Below are 18,639 nucleotides of genomic sequence, written 5' to 3'. Positions count from 1 at the left end.
ACAACAGCTTCCCACGCGTTAGGCTGGGTCAAACACCTTTGGAGCGCTTATTTGAGAATATTCGTCATAAATTCGATCACTGAGTAGGATACGACCTGCCGATCACGGTAAATGGAGCTAATTGCATCCTGCTTCGTACTTAGGATTCCCTTCTGTAAAATCACGGCAAGGAACCCTCTTTCCATCGCGCCATTTAACGTAAAAGTGACGCAATATTCAGCTGCAAAGCCGGAAACCACAACCAGCTCAACGCCTTGGTCTCGAAGGATCTGTTCCAAATCCGTTTTCCAAAATGCATTAGAAAACACTTTCTCAAGCACAATATCTTTTGGTCCAATGGACACTTGAGCAATTATTTTTCTAGCTACCGGATCAATGTCATCACTTGCCCCTTCCATGTCCTGTATGTGAATGACGGTTTGCTCTGCCGCCCTCAACAAACCTGAAACATGATTTATGTACTCGCAAGCTGATTCCAATTGATGCTTGTCTATGAACTCATTCATGAATATGTTTTGCATGTCCACAATTAGTAATCCGATTTTCATGACGATCCCCTTCCCGGAATTATGTTTTTTGAACAATGGAAAGCCATCTCTAATGTAAATTCATTATATACGAAGTTAATCTAACTAAGTTCTAGCAAGTTTTATTAAAATTAAACTGTACCTATATTGGATTAGCTTAGTGAGCTGCGGGCTGCACTGCCAGCTCCACTCAGCGCCACCGATCTCCGCGCTTCTTCACGTAGTTTGCAAATACAAACCGCCAAGGAATGATGAAAGGAACAATGACGACTAGCAAACAGGCAAAGGCATTCGCCAAGGTTGACTCGTCCATTTGACCGGTGGACCACAGCGGGAGCGCAACGATGATCAACCAGATCGACTTCCACACCAATTCCCACAGAAGCAATGGCAGCATCTGCAGCGGATACCGTAGCCCTAGAACTGACAGCGCCGAAAAGGCGGCCAACATGCATGTTACTACTCCTTCCATCAGCTCCCACGGTTCCTCACTATGGATGACTCCTGGCCATACCTCTATTCCGAGTCCCACGACGATAAGAAGGTACAGCGCCCTCAGCAAATAAAGACGAAACAACGAAACCTCATTCATTCTGGCAGCCCCTTTCAGTCGGATGTGAAGCAAACATATCCAAGAGCAACGCATTCATTGTTCTTTTTTAAGAATGGAAACAGCATCGTAAAACTCCCCTAAGTATGAATTTGAAAAGCGCATTACTGTATTAGTGAAATAGTACACTAATTCATTAGTTTATGTCAATAGAAATAATAAAAGACAGCCTGGAAACTAACCGGGCTGTCCCATTGCTTCGCAGAGCAAGGCCGTTTCTATGATATTGCCTGAGGAGGGCAACTACGGTTCTATTCGAAAATTACCCCATCGAGAGAATTTAGATAAAGTGATTGCAAAGATTATTGAAAATCTTTTAATGATTAAAAAGTTTACACAGCGCAGCGGAGGTCTGTGAGAACTCTTTATTTATCAGGCTTTTAGAAAAGTCCGCCTGCATTAATATTCAGTAATATCACGAGAAATTATTTCCAAAAAGGAATGAATAATATGCAAGATTGTTGCATATTTGCCAACAGACCTTTTTTGCAATATTTATGAAAAATCCTTTAGTAACTAAACACTTGCCTGTTAGGCAGAATTAAAGTCCCTGCCTAGCCATGAATATTTTCATCGTTCATTTGGTTCATTATCAACTTGATTTTTAGAAATCTCAGAAGACACTTCCTTAATCCAATCACTCCTCAGTTCCTTACCAAATAACTCCTGATAAACTTTTGCTTTAATTTGTATCATCTCTTTTGCTAAACCACCCTCTAATTCTTGAAGGATTTTTAAGTCTGTATCAGATAAAGGTTTGCTTTTGGTCGCAACATGATTGCGATATATAGAAGCATCCATACGCCAAGCGTAAAATTCTGCTGAGAATTGCTCCTTCATATAGTTTAACATCTGAATGCCTGGAACATCTAAATCCCCTGAATAGTAAATGATGCAGCTTGGGTTTGCTTCAAGACATTTTTCTATAAACACCTTAGAAGCGGTTCTTGCCTGTCCGATCGTACAAAGAAGAACTGGAAAATCCGGTGGAAGTTGTTCTAATGAGAATTCATTTAGATTAAGAAAATGAATGGTTTCATCAACTAAGTAAGAAATTACAGACGGATTTTCGATAATATATATTGACGAGTACTTTGGCAATTGCTTCATCTCTTCAATTTCACGTAAATTTAACGTACGAGGAGAAGTGCCTTTGACGAGATGTGGTACAAAAACATGTGAAATCGAACTAAGATCATCATCCAGAACATCGAAATTCCTATAAATTTGACGTTCGAACAAATACTCTGGTATGACTGTCATATGGCTATCAACATTTCCGATTTGTTTTAGACTTTGGTTTTTTATATCATTGAGAGCGCAACATAATAATCTTCCTATTGCATTTGTTTTATCAAAGGCATGTGAATCCTCAGTAACATAAGCAGCGAACATAGGTAATCTAATTTTTCCAGTTGAGATCCCACATTTTTTAAACATTTCGTCTTTTCTCATGAGCAAATGCCATAAAGCGCTCAGACATGTTAGCAATTCTGAATAGACATTTATGTCTCTGTCAAAAACAGTTCTCAAAACCCTATAGCCTTTGGCATCTCCTTCCTTTAATCTTTGAAGCCAGTTAAATGTCTTTTGAATAAATATTTCTAGATCAGCATTAGAGATATTAAATTGAGTAATAAAATCCAGTTTAACTTGAATAAATAGATTAGTCCAAGCCGATAGTTTTGACTCTTTTTGTTGGCGTTTGGTAAAAAGTTGATGGCCGTAATATAACTCCAACAATTCAAGCAGTGAAACTGAGTATCCTGCTTCTACGGCCGCTTTTTCAAAATCGGTGGCTGGGAAACGTGGACCCTTGTAGCGAATGCCAAGAAAGCCACGCAAAGCTTTTTCCTCTTCTTCGGTGGGCCGTATTGGCACCGTGCCGAATGCCCCGTAGCTTTCAAACTTCTTTCGATACAAGTCGAAAAGGCGGCCAAAACTGCCGCTCCGCCGAAAAATCTCGACAAGCTGCCTGTTATCCTGCATTGCTGGAACTCTCCTCGATACGTTGCTCTAGCGATAGAAAATGTTTATCTTTGCCGTCCCAATAGTAACGTGCAACAGCGAGTACTGGGGAATCCACAGGTCGGAGAATTTGGGCAATGGAGAGTTCATCTACCGTTTCGTAGCACCCCCACAGCACCTGGGAGTTCATAATATAATCGAACTCAAAGTCATGCACAAGTTGAAACATCTGCGCAATGTTTTCGTTATCCATGCCCGCAAACGCCTCATCCAAAGAAATGACACGCGGTGCATCAGGCGCGGCATAGGAATATTTGGCAGCTATCGCCGCAAAGAGCGGCGAGTAGATACTCATCGCCTTTTCCCCGCCGCTGAGCTCCCCGAACACTTTGTTCGTGAAGCGCTCCTCTGGGATTCCCTTGCGCGTGATGAACATGTCAAAGCGAAACCATTTGCGGTAATCCAGCGCCTTTTTCATCTCTTCAAACATGGAGAAACTCGCGTCGTCCTTGCACTTTTTTCGAGCTTCATTGATTTTGGACAAGAAGTGCAGGCGCACTTTTTCCTTTTGAGATGGCGTCAAATAAATGGACTCCTTGGATAGGTACGACAATAGCTCCGTCGTCGAAATCTGGGCCTCTTCTTTGCTCGTGAGAGGGATCCATTCAAGCCGCATCTGAATAGTGCCTGTTACACGCCGCAGCATCACGTTCGCGTCTTGTTCCCAGCGCTTCGCGGCCCGCACTTTCTCATGGATCGTAGTACCGACAACATCAATGAGCACCTTTTCAAACAACTTCTGCTCCTCTTCCCGAATATGCTCTGAAATGTGCTTTAGTTGAGCATTCACATCACGGTGTACTTCAAGTGGCGTGTTCTCCACATGCTGGGGTGAAAAGACCAGGAATTGCCGCGAGCAGTTCTGAACGAGGATCTGCCAGGACGGATTTTCCATGTCTTCGGTCTGAATCTCAAGCGAAATCGTACGCCGCGACGGCTTAAGATTGTAATCCACAAGTTCGTGCTGGGCGTAGCCTTCTGCTTCTTTTAACGCTGAAAGCACTACATCGAACGAGAGTGCCTTGCACGATTCTTCCAGTGCCATTACGGTCTCAGAAGCGCTCTGTGGAGGACATACAAAACCGAGAGATAGCTCCTCTTGATACAATTTCATCCACCCATTGAGCAATCGCAGCCGCTCTTCCATCACTGGTTGCTCCTTCGTTTGATTTTCAATGAGACCGCGAATTTTAATCTCTGCTTCGTTTATTTGTTTGCGATAAAAGTCTAACAGCCCATCTGCCAACTGCGCCGCATTTCTCGCTGCCTCGATCTCCTGTTTTACGTCCGTATCGCCAAGGTCCTGTATACGCTCGAGAAACATCGCTTCATAAGATTTGTTCTTCGCGATATCCCGCTCGAGGTCCGTTTTCTCATCTGCAAGGTAGTCATAATCGCCTGTTAAACGTTCTTTCTCCGACACAAGATCTGACAGCGACTGATTCGCGGTAAGCCATACGTTGTGTGCCATGTGGAGAGCAAAGAGTGTATCTTTGTAAAGTGTAAGGTCGCTAAGAGCCTGTTGATAGCTGGCGAGCTTAAGCGGCAATTCCAACTGCTGCGTCTCATAATAGAGGGCATTACGCAAAACTTGTGTTTCGTTACGGTAGACACGCAAAGCATCTTGGAGCCGTTCTACCACAGAAAGTTGAATGGCGTGTTCATGACGTTTAGTTTCATGACGTCCAAGCGACTCTTTAAGCCCTTGAAGGGACGGGAACCCTTCCCATTCCATGACAAGGAGATGCTGTTGCTTTTCTATAAAAAATTGTTCAGATTCCAGATTGTCTTTCTGGTGCGCGAGTTCATCAAGCCTACTTTTCAGCTCTTTCAGCTTGCGCAGACGGATTTGTTCCCGCGCCGATTTACCAATGTATTTATCTTCATACCGAGGTGCCAGCCCCCCAACCATACCACTGCGGAATTCCCCGTTTTCCAACACATACCCTTCCTCATGGGGAACAATAGAAATGGTTTGCAATACAGCGTTAATATCCTCCTCTGTGAGACCATTGATTGGCGTCGGACGTACATAAGTCAGTAAGTTTTCTCTTTTGTACGACCCTACTTGCACCACGGCCATCGAGGCAGCAACCATGGAGCAATCACTCTCGTGCACCACAAGAGCCGTAAGAAGTCCCGCCCGGGTAATAGCGTCTTCAATTGCGTCTTTTACAGTTGGCTGTATGTGTTCCAGAAATTCAACCGTCTCATAAAAATAAGCAACACGTACGTTTTGTGTGCGCAAGCGTTCCATTTCTGCCGATTCCGAAGCGGTAAGAGCGGGCTCCATCTCCTTTTGTGCGCATAAGGCTTCAGTCTTTCTTTCGGCCTCCTCGATGTGCTCTAGGAGAAGACGGATGGAAGCCGCAAGATTTGCATGCTGCTCCTGAAGTGCACGAAAGCGTTTGTCGTATAAGAAACTCAGCCAGTCAGTAATCGCTGCTGGAGAGACGTCATCCAGAAGATCTCCAATCCCTTGCAAGATTTCCTTCACTTCGAGAAGTTCTGCGGGCTGAATTTGAAATTGTTGAGCGCTTTCCGCCCATTCGGCAACGGTATGTTCAACAGATGCTGAGCATACGGAAATCTCTTTCACTAAGATGCCAATCTCAACTTCTATCTGATTGGCACGCTCTTCTTCGGTCGCCACATTTCGCTGCATTTGATCCTCATGTTCGAGGCGAGATTTCAGCGAAAGGAGCTGATCGGCAATCTTTTGTACCTTGCTTCGGTACTCCTGGAGAGTTTCTTGCCAATTTTTAAAAGCTGCGTCTGAAAAACTTTCGAGGCAAGATTTAAAGTGGTTACGTAAGGTACCGTGGGGTGAGAAGTAGGTCTCGTCCGCCAGCGAATCTAGTTCCGAAAGCGCATCCTCACGGCTCTGGACTGCTTTGTATTTATTTCCCTCAATCTGCTTAATCCGTTTCTCCACTTGCCGTTGCTGGTTTTCATTCTTCTCTATGGCCTCAGTCTTTCCCTGCAGTTTCTCCCCTGAATCTCGTAGGGCTTGTCTTACCTGACCCAATTCTTGCTCAAGTGTGAAAATAGGGTGCCCTTGCAGCGATGCTATTTTCTTCTGCATGGTTTCCTTTATGTTAATTTGTTCTGCCTGCTTCCGCTCCAGTTCTGTTTTGGCCGCGGAGACTTCGACTTCGGCAGCTTTACAATCCTTGATGCGCTTCATGGATTCATTAAATCGTTTCTCGCTGAACAACAGATGTTTCGCCTTCTCATATAGAGAGAGTTGATTGTAGGCGTCGTACGCTTCTACCAACTTCGTAAGGAAGCCCAGTTCGTTTCCAAGACGATTCTTCTTTTCTTGCAGGCTATCCATGCTCTCCAGCGACGAAGAAAGCGGGGCCAATTCATGTTGCGACAATTCTGGAAGGGCATCAGAGAGGACGTTGGACACTTCGCTCGCTTTCACGGCATTGGAAAGCTTCGGGCTACGGAGCTGGAGCAGCACGCCAATCAATTCCTTAAATTCCTGCGTAGTTCTAAACCCATAGATTTCTTGATTCACGAGTTCCACATAACGCTGCTGACTGTCGGTGACTTCTCCGTCCTTTCCAATGCGGTCTGCCAAATCCCCCATAGTAAGAGGAAACTTTTTGGGTTCCCCGCTTATAATTTTTTCATCAAATAACTGAATGTCGTGCCCAATGCGCTTGTTGCGGAGAATGAAATACCACGTGCGCATAGTGTTGTCGCTCTCCCGCCGTTTTCCATTCAAGCCGATGCCAACGGTCATAAAGTTTTTTCCTTTGCGATACTCCATGTAGAGATATCCCGTACCTTCTTCTCGCTTGGATACATATTTATTGCCGAGCAATAGATCAATCATCCGTCGGTCCTGCGAGCCGAATGGATCAAGACGCGACGGGCGCTTATCGCCATCGAGCAAAAACGGCACTGCCATAGTAGTGGATACTGATTTACCAGAACCGTTAGCACCGCGGACAAAAAGGCGTCCATTGCTAAACTCAAAAACTGTGTCACCGTGATACCAGAAATTAATGAGACCAAAGCGATTCAAATGGAACGAACTCATCGCCTATTCCCTCCGTTTACATAGATTAAGATACGTATTCCCCTGTAACGCGGCCCGCAGCGGAATAGAATACAACCTGCCCGTCCGAAAGCGCATCCGCCATGTGAAAGTCAGACATATACTCCATAACCTCTCCCCAAATGACGGTAAGAGGTCGTTCTGTAAATGATTTGGTCCACCCGTGGCCGTGTAGATCTTTGATCTCTTGAAACCATACGATTGCCTCATATTTCGAACACAGGACATGACCATTATGATCGAGAGCTACTACTTGACCGTTTACCTTATCCCAAATGAGGGTTGCATACTGCACGGCTGCATTTGAGATCTGATCATCTTTTGGATAATAGTCCCCGTAACGATTTTCTGCATGGGTGAGCATCGTCGTACGATGGTATCGTTCAAGGTACCAATATTCAAACAGTCCTGATATCATCGCGTTCAGTTTCTCTAGCTCTTCCCTATCTTCCAAAAGCTTGGCTTCCTCTGTAGTCAATTCATCATCATATACGGCCGATTCTAAAAATAATCTGCGTAGAAGCCGCTGTCTCGGAGTTGTGGCATGGACGATTTCTTTGCCAATGTGTTCTTCCAACTGCCTACGATTTTGAATTTTGCTGAGATCAAAGAAGTAAAGCAGTGCGAAATGACGGAAATAAGGCGTAGTCTGAAACAAAACATCATGCCGTTCATCTTCTCGGAACCCGTCTATTTCACGGTCCACGACATAGATGAGCCTTAGTTTCACACAATGTTGCAGAACGTCTGCAAAGGCCCTGCGGTGCGAACGCTCTTCCCAAGCGAAAGGAACGGCTTCTTCTGGATAATACATACGGATGGCATCACAAGCATTTCGCAGCGTAAATTGCTGGTCTTCCCCGTTATCCTCCAAGAAAGCAAGGAAACAGCAGAAAAACATATAATGAAGTGATGTTGTAAAGTCGCCAACGCCCATAAACGCCTTTGACGAGACGGGAATTTTCTCTAGTTTGATAAACTCATTACGCAGAAGTAAACGATATCCGAAGTATTCGCGCACGATGTCGGCAATATCCGCTTTTCGAGCGAGAATCTGAAAATATAGGTCTGCCTGCGTGTTCCGATGAATCCAGTGGTAATGAAACAGGGCTTCAATGCATTCCTGAAGCACCAACCGATCTTTATCCATGCTGGTCCTCCATAAACACGAATTCGTAATCATTCATTGTCAACGTACCATCGGTGGAACGCAGGCGAATACGCTTGCTGGAACGTAACTTAAGATAAAATCGGCGCCCATCTTCCGTTCGGCTTTTTAAGCTTTTTGTAATCATAGCTTGTCCCAACAATTCAAGTAGAAGGTCCCGCACTTCGGGATACACGACACCGATTTCATCCAGCGTAATTTTACCTTCCTTGATTAGGCTGTTGAATTGCTCCTGCATCATCCGCGTTTTCTCCAGATGCTCCTGAACCAGAAGCATCTGCGCTAAGGGGTCTTCATATACAGGCACTTTGGTGCGTCCGCTGCGGTTCCCAGGCGTCTTTTTGTTAAGGGGCAGTTCGAAAGGATCGCATTCCCACACATGCTTTGTCGTGTCATCCTCAGATTTACGAGGGACTAAAAAGTGCTTTGTGGTGGAAACGCCAAACATCGCGCCAGCAATAACATGGCAGTCCCGTAAGTCCGAAGTGTTCGCAAAAATGCGGGCCAATTCCAAATAGTCATTTTTGCGGCTTTTAAAGTAGTTGAATTTATCGCTGATTTGATCTGCAATTCGCACAATTTTTTGGATGGTACCGCGAGTTTGTTCGATGAGAAAACGTGAACTAGCTTTTCGGCCGTTGATTTCCACAAACCACCCTCTAAAACCGAGCCATTCTGCCCTTCTTCGCTCAGAGGCAAGCTCCGCCTCAAACGTTTCATCAAATTGCTGCTCCGCCTCGTAAGAAACAATCACGGAAATAATGTGCTCGATCTCACTTTCATCTATAAACCCGAGGCGCTCCTCGATCAAATCTTTCTTCTCCATAATGCCGACCACGAAGTCGCTTAACAAACGTACAAATTTTTCTTTGTATGGCATAAAAGACTCCGTGCGGACTAGGCGTTCATATGGTTCGCTGTTCACATGCGACAAAAAATCAGCGGTGCCATTGCGAAGGGCTTCAAACCGGGACATGAGGTCGCGCCAGATGTTGCGGATATCGCCCAACGTCCCGTTGTTCGAAGGCCTCCACTTGCGAAGTTTGGTCAGGTCCTCTAAAATATGGTCCGTTAATACGCGCTCGAACGATCCACCGCGAATCGCCTGCAGATTATGCTGCATCTCCTCCAGCGTACGTTCGAGTGAAATCGTATATTGCGTGACCTCATAATAATTCTTACGTTTATAAAAATCCTCAATGCGCTGTGCATGGGATTCGTCTTGATGGACGATCAGGTTATTCCATTTCACGAGCGCCTTGAGGTCTTCTTCCAATTCTTTCTCGGAATAATCCTTAAAGTGAGGGCCAAACTGCTCTGACGTTATTAACTCTCGATACACATCATCCAGGAACATATAAGAGTTGTATTCCTGACGGTATTTCTGATAGAAAACGTAGCAGATGGGACGGTATCTTTCTGCTTTAGTAACAGAAAGATACGTCGCCTCTTTTACGGAATTTAATAGAAAGCTCATTCGGCAACCTCCTTTCTAGGACAGGTATGAATATATCTACTCCGGAATTTTAGGCTCAACATACTTGTCTAGACTCTTCTTCAAGATCCACAGGTTTTGGCTTTATTTGGATTCCCGCATATTCGTAGTCGATCATTGCATCCGTCGGCTTCATATATACTTCAGATGCAACTCTTTCGAACTCATCTTCTAGAAATCTCGCATTTTCCAACATTGGGATTGGTACTCTTAAACAGACATATTCTCGAAAATGGTCATGTTTACGACCATAAGTACCAGTTCTTTCGTAGGTAAGCATAGAATACCTTAAAATGCTAAGTAATTCGTTTTTATCTTTATACTTTTTGTCATACTTTATTGTTTCTATCATGGTTTTCAAAAATTGTTCTTCTTTCATTCGTGTTACCTTTATTTAAACTTTGGTTACTATAATATACCATACTATTGACTATCCCGACTTAGTTTTGCCTCCTTGTTTCATCGTATAAATAGTATTTTTCTATGGTCATGAAACCAGCCTGTAGCTGCTTAAATGCTGCCGCTACAGGCTGGTTTTACACTTTGGATGTTATACATCTACAAACATCAATACATAAATATACAACGTGTTTTATGAATCCATTTTTCTCAATATTTCTGACGAAATATTCTCACTTACTGCGCAAAATTTCTCACCTTTTATGCAAAATCACACGACAGGTGATACACGCCCCTCAATCCACCAATCAATTACATTTGCTAAACCCGCAAATGCTGCACTGCTTGCAGCCTTCAATACTAATTAATGAAGCGGAGCCGCAGGATGGGCATAAATCTCGCGAGGTGATTTCATCATGATGATGAGCGTTTTCCGGTAAATCAACCATAGCTGCTTCTTCATAAGAAAGGATATTTGATTCAACCTGTGCTTCAACCGACACAGCCTGCTCCTCTCCGCTCGCCAGATGCAGCTCGAGCGATTTGGCTACAGCGTCGGCGATCGACTCCACTCGATTCACCCCAAATCCAATCGCTCCTGAGCCGCCGATCCCCTTCAGGTGCTTAATAAGCAGCTTCACCTTATTTCCATGATCGCCATAACGCAGAAATAGCGAACAGACACGTCCCAATGCTTCAGCCATCGCAAAAACATCCGAGCCCGCCTTACCTACGTTCAAAAATATTTCGGCTGGCGTTCCGTTCAAGTCGTTAATCGTAATATATGCCATGCCAAATGGCGTGTTTACCTTATAGGTTGCACCTCTAAGCACCTGCGGCCGGCGTTTGTATTGCTTATCGACGACCAGCTCCGTTGGAATAGCTGGCACAGCAGCCTCGACCAAATCTGCATCAAAATATTCGTCACTGCCCTCATCTGGCGAAGCAGCGGAAATTGACTGCTCTTCGTCTATTTCCGTTTTTGTCTCACTGAAATCTTCCTTCTTGGTAGAAAGCACCTGTACATCACGGCTTCCATCCCGATAAATCGTTACGCCCTTGCAGCCGAGCTCGAACGCAAGCTCATAAAGCCGGCCTGTCTCTTCAACCGTGAAGTCCGCTGGACAATTGGCCGTTTTCGAGATCGAGCTGTCTACCCAGCGCTGAATCGCAGCCTGTACGCGAATATGATCCTCCGCCGATAAGCTCATTGACGTCACAAAGTAATCGGGCAGCGCCTCACCCGGATGCTTTTCCTTCCAATCTGCAGCAATGGGAACATCTTGCTTGTCAAATCCCAGTCGGCTCTGACGGAAGTATTCAAATGCAAAATAAGGCTCTATCCCCGTGGAGGTTCCGACCATTGTCCCCGTACTTCCTGTAGGCGCCTGAGTAATGACAGTCACATTACGCATGCCCCTCTTAGCAACTGCTTCCCCAATCTCCGGAAACTCGGCGATCATATGCTTCATAAATCCGCTTTGCACATATTTTTCTGCATCGAACGCTTGAAAGGAGCCCTTCTCTGCAGCAATTTCGGTTGATGCCAAATAGGATTCACGAGCCATAAACGCATACAACTTATCTAAAAAAACTAAAGATTCCGAGCTGCCATATCGAACGCCAAGCTTAATCATCAGCTCTGCAAGACCCATTGTGCCGAGACCGATGCGGCGCTCAAGCTTCTGGTTGCGCTCATTTTCCTCAAAATGATACGGCGTCTTATCGATTACATTATCGAGAAACCTTACTGACCAGCGCGTCACTTTGGCTAGTTCATCCCACGCGACATCATGCTTTTCCTCATCATAGAACTTAGATAAGTTCACAGCCGATAAGTTGCAAACGCCCCAGCCAGGCAATCCTTGTTCTCCGCAATTATGGACAACCATCCCATTTGCAATTAAAGAGTTCGTAACAGGTTCCGTAATATCATATACTTGGACCAATTCCGCAGCTGTAACGGAAACCACCTTCGCTACAAACTTCTCATTTTTACGTGATTCACGAGCAATGCTTTCAAGAGCAGCTTGCTTCCTTGCAATCCATTTAAATCCGATTTCCTCTTTAAATGCAACGATATTATTACCGCTCAAAATCAGCTCATAAAACGGTTTGCCTTCATATGTTCGCTGCTCCCCGTTTTTCTTTGTGTACGAAAATAGTCTTTGTTGTGTCTTACTGCGGCTATAAATATGACCATGTATGCCGAAATTCAATAATAGGAGCTGGACATCCTGCAGCAATTTTTTTGAAGACGACGTTAGACGAACGGTACGATGCATGTCATCTTTGTCATAAACCGTTCCATCCGCACTAAATAAAGCTTGCAGGTAAGCAACCACTGTCTTCTTTGAGGCAGTGAAAATCGTTTCAGGAACCTCTTTTTCGCCTGCTGGTACAGCTTTTACACCTAATTTTACGAGCTGCTCTCGAAAAGCTTTACGCCACCAAAACAGTTGACTCGTACCGTTTTCTCTTCTAAACAACTTGGCCTCGGCACCGCTGAAGTTCTTTCCGGCTTCGATCATAAGAGGAATGACATCTTCATCCTCATTGCCAAATACCATTCCGATATCGCCGCGTTTGGAGAGCCACCCATCCCCTGTCAACCAGCCCAAAAACATGCCCCATTGTTCTCCGAGCTCGTCATGCTGAGCAAATTCACCTTTTCCAGATTGAATATACACGGTATCATTCTGGGTTAACTGCTGTGCTTCCTTCCAGCCATCTACTGTAAATACCCGATGCTCGGGTGTAACTTTAAGTTCCATCCCGTTGCCTAGCGTAATTTTCATCGTTTGTCTGTAACCTGTTGGAAAAACAGTTGCTGATCGCATATAAGTGCCAACTGTTTCATAGCTTCTGCCGCCGACTACGCGGGCTTGCTCTACCAATCGATTGTCCGTAGCAACTAAAATTGATTGATTGCCAACCTGTTTCAACAAATCCTCAATTCGTATCAAGCCGAACTCCGTAGCTATACGGGTATCCGGATGAAAACACGGATTAGTACTAATAATCGGATTAAAATACCAGCTGTTCGACATTTGGTTGTAGTACTCCATAAAAACGACGCCGGGCTCTGCGGATTTCCATGCCGATTCGATGATCGCATGCCAAATCTCGCGAGCTCGCACGGTTTTGTATGGGATGATTCTTTTGCCTAGCCGCCGCCACTCTTCAATATCTCCCGTCCACAGCTCATCGTAGCCTGCTTCCTTTGTATCCGGGAACATAAGCTCCCAGTCCGAATCTTCTTTAACAGCTTGCATGAACGCATTGCTAACGCAAACCGACAAATTCGCATTCGTCACTTGGCCCATCGTTTGCTTAACCGTAATAAACTCCAGCACATCCGGATGCCAATCATTTAACATAAGCATTAAGGCGCCGCGACGGCTTCCTCCCTGCTCAATTAATCCAGTCGTGTAGCTGAACAGTCCTCCCCATGAGACGGCACCGCTGGATGATCCGTTTACCCCCGCGACTATCGCTCGGCGAGGTCGCAATGAAGACAGATTCATTCCCACTCCGCCGCCGCGCGCCATAATCTCGGTCATCTCGCTGAGCGTCGTTATGATGCCGCCTCTGCTATCCTTGGGCGAGGGGATAACGTAACAATTGAACAACGTCAGCTCCTCGCTCGCACCTGCCCCTGCGGCGATCCGTCCACCGGGCACCAGCTTCCAATCTTCCAAAATATATTTGAATTTCTGCTTCCATTCCATCTGCTTCTCACGATCAGCCTCAACGGAGGCCATCGCTCCCGCGAGGCGATCCCACATTTCCTCTGGAGTCTTCTCAACCGTAAGCGTCAGCTTCTCAATGCTAGACGCAATAAGCTCCCCGCTTCTAAGCTTAACCGTAACGCTGTTTCCTTCACGAGCGATTACTTCCCCGACTTCCTTCGCCGGAAATTTCGGATCATCCTTCGTCAGGACGAGTACAATATCCCCGACCAACGTTTTGCTCGTATCTGCATTTTTCCAAGCGTACCGATCCAAAAATATTTTCTCGCTTAATCCCTCAAGTCGCTTGCCATTAGACATCTCCATCGCTGCTACTTCCTCCTTCGAGCTTCCGCGCTGCAAGCATATTTACGATATTATATGCATTTAGCACAATATATTGTGTGTTAAAGCCATTATACAACACTACATATTGATCCACATGCTCGTTAATGGCTAAATATAGCAGCCTGCCCCGCTTACATGGCCTCTCTCACACTTATGCTTGTCCATTCTCTTTTTTAATCGCCTTCTTATTATTATTGGATGAAAAGGCAATACTGATTACAACTTATCCTTTTTAATGCCGAAGGAGCTGCTTAAGATGACTATCCCGACAACGCCGCAGGCTGCCTCAGCCGAAGCCGGCACTTCAATCGTTACGCGCAAGCTTCATCCTTTAGTCGATTTGCAGTGTGACCGCACCTGGTTTGAGGAGCTGCAAAATCGTCTCTCCAAAAACGGACCATGGGATGATTGGACGTTATATCAGCTCGCTATTGAGGCTGAACAAGCGAAGCGAATTGAAAGCTTCGAGGAATTGCTATGTTTGCGTTCGCTGCCATCCTTCGAGCCAATGCCGCATCAAATCAGCACCGCTCGCAAGGTTGTCCATGAAATGGGCGGCCGTGCCATTCTTGCCGATGAGGTTGGCCTTGGCAAAACGATAGAAGCAGGTCTCGTTCTCAAAGAATATATTGTGCGAGGACTAGCGAAGCGCATCTTAATTCTCGTTCCTGCCTCCCTTGTGCTTCAATGGGTGCGCGAGCTCAATCAGAAATTCGGCATATCCGCCGTTGCCCAGAAGAAGGAGCATACATGGGGGTATGATGTTGTCGTTGCTTCTATCGATACCGCTAAGCGTGATCCTCATCGCGAGCTTGTCCTAGGGACAGATTACGACTTAATTATTATCGACGAGGCGCATAAGCTGAAAAACAAGAAGACGACAAACTACCAGTTCGCCAATCTGTTGCGTAAAAAATATTGCTTGCTCCTTACGGCTACGCCGATTCAAAACGATATGGATGAGCTGTTCAATCTCATTACGCTGCTTAAGCCTGGACAGCTAGGCGGGCAAAGTGATTTCGCCGCGAACTTTGTTGTCGACAAGCGGCTTCCGAAAAACGAGGATCAGCTGCAGGAAGCGTTGTCAGGCGTTATGATTCGCAATCGGCGCGGAGACGGCGGCATCCATTTTACAAAACGTTTTGTCAAAAATATACCGCTTACGCTGTCAGAGGAAGAAAAGGCGCTCTACGATGCGGTTACAGGCTTCGTGAAAGAGCGCTATGAAGAGAGCGGCGGCGATTTATCGAGCATGCTCTCCCTCGTCACGCTCCAGCGCGAAGTATGCAGCAGCCGCGATGCCGTATTTTTGACGCTGGTCAACCTGTTTAAGAAGACATCAGAGGATTCTCCAATGCGTCCAAAAATTTGGGAGCTCGTAGAGAAAATACGCAATATCAAAGCGAATACGAAAGCGGAAAAAGCGATGGAGCTTGTCAAGGAAATGAATGACAAGGTCATCATTTTCACCGAGTACCGGGCAACTCAGGAATATTTACTTCAGTTTTTCCGCGCGCAAAATATGGTTGCCGTTCCCTATCGAGGCGGCATGAACCGCGGCAAGAAGGACTGGATGATGGATTTGTTCCGCGGACGCGCTCAAATTTTGATCGCTACTGAGGCTGGCGGCGAAGGCATAAATCTGCAATTTTGCCACCATATGATCAATTTCGATCTGCCGTGGAATCCGATGCGTGTGGAACAGCGCATTGGGCGCGTCCATCGCCTTGGCCAGAAGGAAGACGTCAAAATTTACAATCTATGCACCATCGGCACGATCGAGGAGCATATCGTCAATCTTTTGCATGAAAAAATCAATCTGTTCGAGCTTGTCATTGGAGAGCTGGATCATATCTTGGAGCGCTTTGAGAAGGGGGACGGCTCGCTTGAGCAGCGCCTTGCACGAATGCTGCTTGAAGCTGGCAATGAAAAGGAATTAAAAAACAAAATCAATCATTTAGGCTCCTCGCTTAGCCGGATTCGCGACGAGGTGATGACAGGCGAAAATCCGCAGCCAGCAAGTCCCGATCTGCTCGTCAATTTGGATTCGCTTGGACAAACCGTGGAGGTGCAGCCTTGAACGAGAAGCAAGTGCACAAATTCGTAAATCGTTACCTAGAAGCGACAGAGTGCTCTATTTTAGAGAAATCGCCCATCCATTTTACGGTCAAGCTCTCTCCTCTCGCTGACCGCGAGCTTACGAATCGGCCCTATTATTGGAGCTTCGTGGACCGAGTCGGCGCGGAGCCTGAGACGATGACTTTCCTCTTTGTGACGGATAAGAACAAATATGACGCTGCTGAGGAAATGAAAAAAAATGAAGCTGCAGCCATTCCGCAAGATCCAGCTATCACGTCTCAAGATGCGGCGGCAAATGCCGCGCTTGGACGCTCACTTGGCTTCGTGCATGGCAGCTTGGCCGCGCCTGCCCGCGTCCCGCGCGAAGATTTGTACTTTGGCGCGCGCAAGCTGGATATGCTGTTTGATGCAGCCAAAGCGAAGGGCAGCTTCGTGTATCTCTTTCAGGAGCCGGATAAGCGCAGCAGCAATCCTTTCAGCTCTACGCCGTATACCGCCTGGCTGGGCGTCAACATGCGAGTGGAGTTCGCATGCGACCGCAAGCGCGAGGAGATTCACAGCTACGGGGTTTCACTTGCGACCGGCCAGTGCGTGGAGTTATTTTATGATCGACTGCTCACTCACAAGCTTACACCGCGCCTGCCAGCCAATATCCATATCACCAAAAACGGCATCTCCTTCAACAAGGCGCTTGGCATCGTCGAGCAGGCGCTCGAGCGAAAGCTTCGCAGCTATGATTACAGCTGGGCTGAGAGTGCCTCAGCCAGGCTCGAGGAGGAGCTCGAGCGGATCAGCGGTTATTACGAGCCGCTTATAAAGAATTCGCTTGAAGAAAATAAGCCGGCGATTCGCGAGCAATTCGAACAACGGCAATCCGAAATTAAGTGGCAATACGAGCCCCGTGTGACTGCGTCCGCCATTAACTGCGGCATCTTTCATCTCGAGGGCATCGATTGACGGTAATTAGACGATTTCCCCATGGATACGTCAAAAAAAGGCGGTCGCAAGGCCGCCATCTCGCGACAGGTTGCAACAGCCTTCTTAAAGCATGTCCCTTACAATAGCATAGAGGTGATAAAAGGATGCAAAAAAAGTTGATTAAGCTAACAGCGGCTTGTGTGTTAACCGCTATTGTATTATATGCCGGCGGTTTGCAGCCGCAGCCTGCGGCAGCCATAGCAAATCGTGCGACGGCTTATGAGCCGCTTGAGCAGCAAGCGCAGCGCTGGGTGGACGAGCTTGCCGAAGCGCCATCTTTTGAAGCATGGAAAAAATCTTCACTCGATATTTCACCGATTGGACCGGGTACACACAGCTGGCTTGTCCTTGTGAAGCAAAACAGCGAAACGGTTGGATACCTCATTGTTCATGCCGTTGAGGCTGGCGGATTCCAACTCGGCGAATATGGGACAAGCCATAACCCTTTATTCGATGAGCGTACACTTTCTAGATCGATAAAGCAGCTGGAGCTGTTGCAGCCCGCCTCCAACACCGAAGCCCTTTATATTCATCCGCTTCTGGCTGCCTGGAAAATAACAGCGGATAAGGAAACCTATTACACAGATGCCGCTAGCGGCGAGGTGCTGCCCGTGCAGCCAAGCGATTGGCAAGCAGCGTCAACAATGAAATTGACGAATGCGAAGCAAATGGCAGTAGCTGATCACGCGACCCTCTTGAAGCAAGTAACGATTTCCTCATTCAACACGTTTGCGAAGCTGCCATGGCTGACCAAGAAGCCTCTTCCATTAAGCACCAGCTCTTATTCCTCTTTGTTCACCAATCTCAACAACAAAGAACAACTCCGCTATACCGCTGAGCTGTTCGATGGCCAAATGCTATATGTGTGGTCGGTAGTCGGCTATAACAAATGGAATACAGGATCTATTTACGTGGCGCTTGAAGCAGATGAGAATGGCTCAGATCGCCGTTATATCCCCTTAACGCTGCTGATCGAGCTTGGCCATTTTTACCGATGACGCTCAGATCTGCCTCGCCACCATAGCATAATGCTCATAGGCCCATATCCGAACCACCTCGTCAGCCATGGTTCTCTACGCGCTTTGGCTGACGTTCTTTGTTGCTTTCTTTCTTCCCTCGGTGTTTCCATATAGTTCACAAACCGCTCAGTCACATATTTTACGTACTCATCGCCCTTCGCCATTTGCCCAGCTCCTCTCTCCCT

12 protein-coding genes are annotated in these 18,639 nt (G+C 46.3%); 3 read left to right on the top strand and 9 right to left on the bottom strand.

Features of this window, described 5'->3' with window-relative positions; genetic code table 11:
• Positions 1-47: 47 nt before the first annotated feature.
• From AC2TDN_RS08525 to AC2TDN_RS08490, 8 genes are all read right to left on the bottom strand, one after another.
• Entirely contained in the window at positions 48-548 is a 501-nt protein-coding gene (locus AC2TDN_RS08525) for a cysteine hydrolase family protein (RefSeq protein WP_484687646.1), read from the bottom strand.
• Between the two features lie 169 nt (positions 549-717).
• Positions 718-1,119 carry a hypothetical protein gene (locus AC2TDN_RS08520; RefSeq protein ID WP_484687645.1) on the bottom strand — a complete coding sequence of 134 codons (402 nt, stop codon included), beginning with the start codon at positions 1,117-1,119 and terminating at the stop codon, positions 718-720.
• A gap of 588 nt (positions 1,120-1,707) precedes the next feature.
• Complete coding sequence (locus tag AC2TDN_RS08515; protein WP_484687644.1) at positions 1,708-3,126, bottom strand: TIGR02679 domain-containing protein; 1,419 nt, start codon at positions 3,124-3,126, stop codon at positions 1,708-1,710.
• Positions 3,116-7,219 (bottom strand): TIGR02680 family protein, encoded by a 4,104-nt coding sequence (locus AC2TDN_RS08510; protein WP_484687643.1) that lies wholly within the window; start codon positions 7,217-7,219, stop codon positions 3,116-3,118. The genes AC2TDN_RS08515 and AC2TDN_RS08510 overlap by 11 nt, the downstream gene beginning before the upstream one ends.
• Before the next feature lie 25 nt (positions 7,220-7,244).
• Entirely contained in the window at positions 7,245-8,387 is a 1,143-nt protein-coding gene (locus tag AC2TDN_RS08505; RefSeq protein WP_484687642.1) for a TIGR02678 family protein, read from the bottom strand.
• Positions 8,380-9,882: a TIGR02677 family protein gene (locus AC2TDN_RS08500; RefSeq protein WP_484687641.1), complete on the bottom strand. Its 1,503-nt coding sequence runs from the start codon at positions 9,880-9,882 to the stop codon at positions 8,380-8,382. Before AC2TDN_RS08500 ends, AC2TDN_RS08505 begins: the two co-directional genes overlap by 8 nt.
• Before the next feature lie 55 nt (positions 9,883-9,937).
• Positions 9,938-10,279 (bottom strand): hypothetical protein, encoded by a 342-nt coding sequence (locus AC2TDN_RS08495; RefSeq protein WP_484687640.1) that lies wholly within the window; start codon positions 10,277-10,279, stop codon positions 9,938-9,940.
• Positions 10,280-10,607: 328 nt separating this feature from the next.
• A complete protein-coding gene (locus AC2TDN_RS08490; protein ID WP_484687639.1) occupies positions 10,608-14,357 on the bottom strand; it encodes an LAGLIDADG family homing endonuclease in 3,750 nt (1,249 codons plus the stop codon).
• A 277-nt stretch (positions 14,358-14,634) separates the two neighbouring features.
• Between AC2TDN_RS08490 and AC2TDN_RS08485 the strand changes: the two genes are divergently transcribed.
• The 3 genes from AC2TDN_RS08485 (at position 14,635) to AC2TDN_RS08475 (ending at position 18,433) form a co-directional block, all read left to right on the top strand.
• Positions 14,635-16,458 carry a DEAD/DEAH box helicase gene (locus AC2TDN_RS08485; RefSeq protein WP_484687638.1) on the top strand — a complete coding sequence of 608 codons (1,824 nt, stop codon included), beginning with the start codon at positions 14,635-14,637 and terminating at the stop codon, positions 16,456-16,458.
• The gene (locus tag AC2TDN_RS08480) at positions 16,455-17,414 is read left to right on the top strand and encodes a YqhG family protein (protein ID WP_482066707.1); all 960 of its coding nucleotides are present in this window, start codon (positions 16,455-16,457) and stop codon (positions 17,412-17,414) included. The genes AC2TDN_RS08485 and AC2TDN_RS08480 overlap by 4 nt, the downstream gene beginning before the upstream one ends.
• A gap of 125 nt (positions 17,415-17,539) precedes the next feature.
• A complete protein-coding gene (locus AC2TDN_RS08475; protein WP_484687637.1) occupies positions 17,540-18,433 on the top strand; it encodes a hypothetical protein in 894 nt (297 codons plus the stop codon).
• Here the strand turns inward: AC2TDN_RS08475 and AC2TDN_RS08470 are convergent.
• A complete protein-coding gene (locus AC2TDN_RS08470; RefSeq protein WP_482066705.1) occupies positions 18,424-18,618 on the bottom strand; it encodes a YqzE family protein in 195 nt (64 codons plus the stop codon). The genes AC2TDN_RS08475 and AC2TDN_RS08470 overlap by 10 nt on opposite strands.
• Positions 18,619-18,639: the final 21 nt, after the last annotated feature.

The organism is Paenibacillus sp. Y660, assembly GCF_057221575.1.
The sequence above is the reverse complement of the archived record's forward strand: the minus strand, read 5'-3'. Positions and strand labels throughout refer to the sequence as shown.

What these genes read in the sequence shown, in the direction of transcription:
- AC2TDN_RS08525 (WP_484687646.1), bottom strand. Translation starts at nt 548, where the DNA reads ATGAAAATCGGATTACTAATTGTGGACATGCAAAACATATTCATGAAT.
- AC2TDN_RS08520 (WP_484687645.1), bottom strand. Translation starts at nt 1,119, where the DNA reads ATGAATGAGGTTTCGTTGTTTCGTCTTTATTTGCTGAGGGCGCTGTAC.
- AC2TDN_RS08515 (WP_484687644.1), bottom strand. Translation starts at nt 3,126, where the DNA reads ATGCAGGATAACAGGCAGCTTGTCGAGATTTTTCGGCGGAGCGGCAGT.
- AC2TDN_RS08510 (WP_484687643.1), bottom strand. Translation starts at nt 7,219, where the DNA reads ATGAGTTCGTTCCATTTGAATCGCTTTGGTCTCATTAATTTCTGGTAT.
- AC2TDN_RS08505 (WP_484687642.1), bottom strand. Translation starts at nt 8,387, where the DNA reads ATGGATAAAGATCGGTTGGTGCTTCAGGAATGCATTGAAGCCCTGTTT.
- AC2TDN_RS08500 (WP_484687641.1), bottom strand. Translation starts at nt 9,882, where the DNA reads ATGAGCTTTCTATTAAATTCCGTAAAAGAGGCGACGTATCTTTCTGTT.
- AC2TDN_RS08495 (WP_484687640.1), bottom strand. Translation starts at nt 10,279, where the DNA reads ATGAAAGAAGAACAATTTTTGAAAACCATGATAGAAACAATAAAGTAT.
- AC2TDN_RS08490 (WP_484687639.1), bottom strand. Translation starts at nt 14,357, where the DNA reads ATGGAGATGTCTAATGGCAAGCGACTTGAGGGATTAAGCGAGAAAATA.
- AC2TDN_RS08485 (WP_484687638.1), top strand. Translation starts at nt 14,635, where the DNA reads ATGACTATCCCGACAACGCCGCAGGCTGCCTCAGCCGAAGCCGGCACT.
- AC2TDN_RS08475 (WP_484687637.1), top strand. Translation starts at nt 17,540, where the DNA reads ATGCAAAAAAAGTTGATTAAGCTAACAGCGGCTTGTGTGTTAACCGCT.
- AC2TDN_RS08470 (WP_482066705.1), bottom strand. Translation starts at nt 18,618, where the DNA reads ATGGCGAAGGGCGATGAGTACGTAAAATATGTGACTGAGCGGTTTGTG.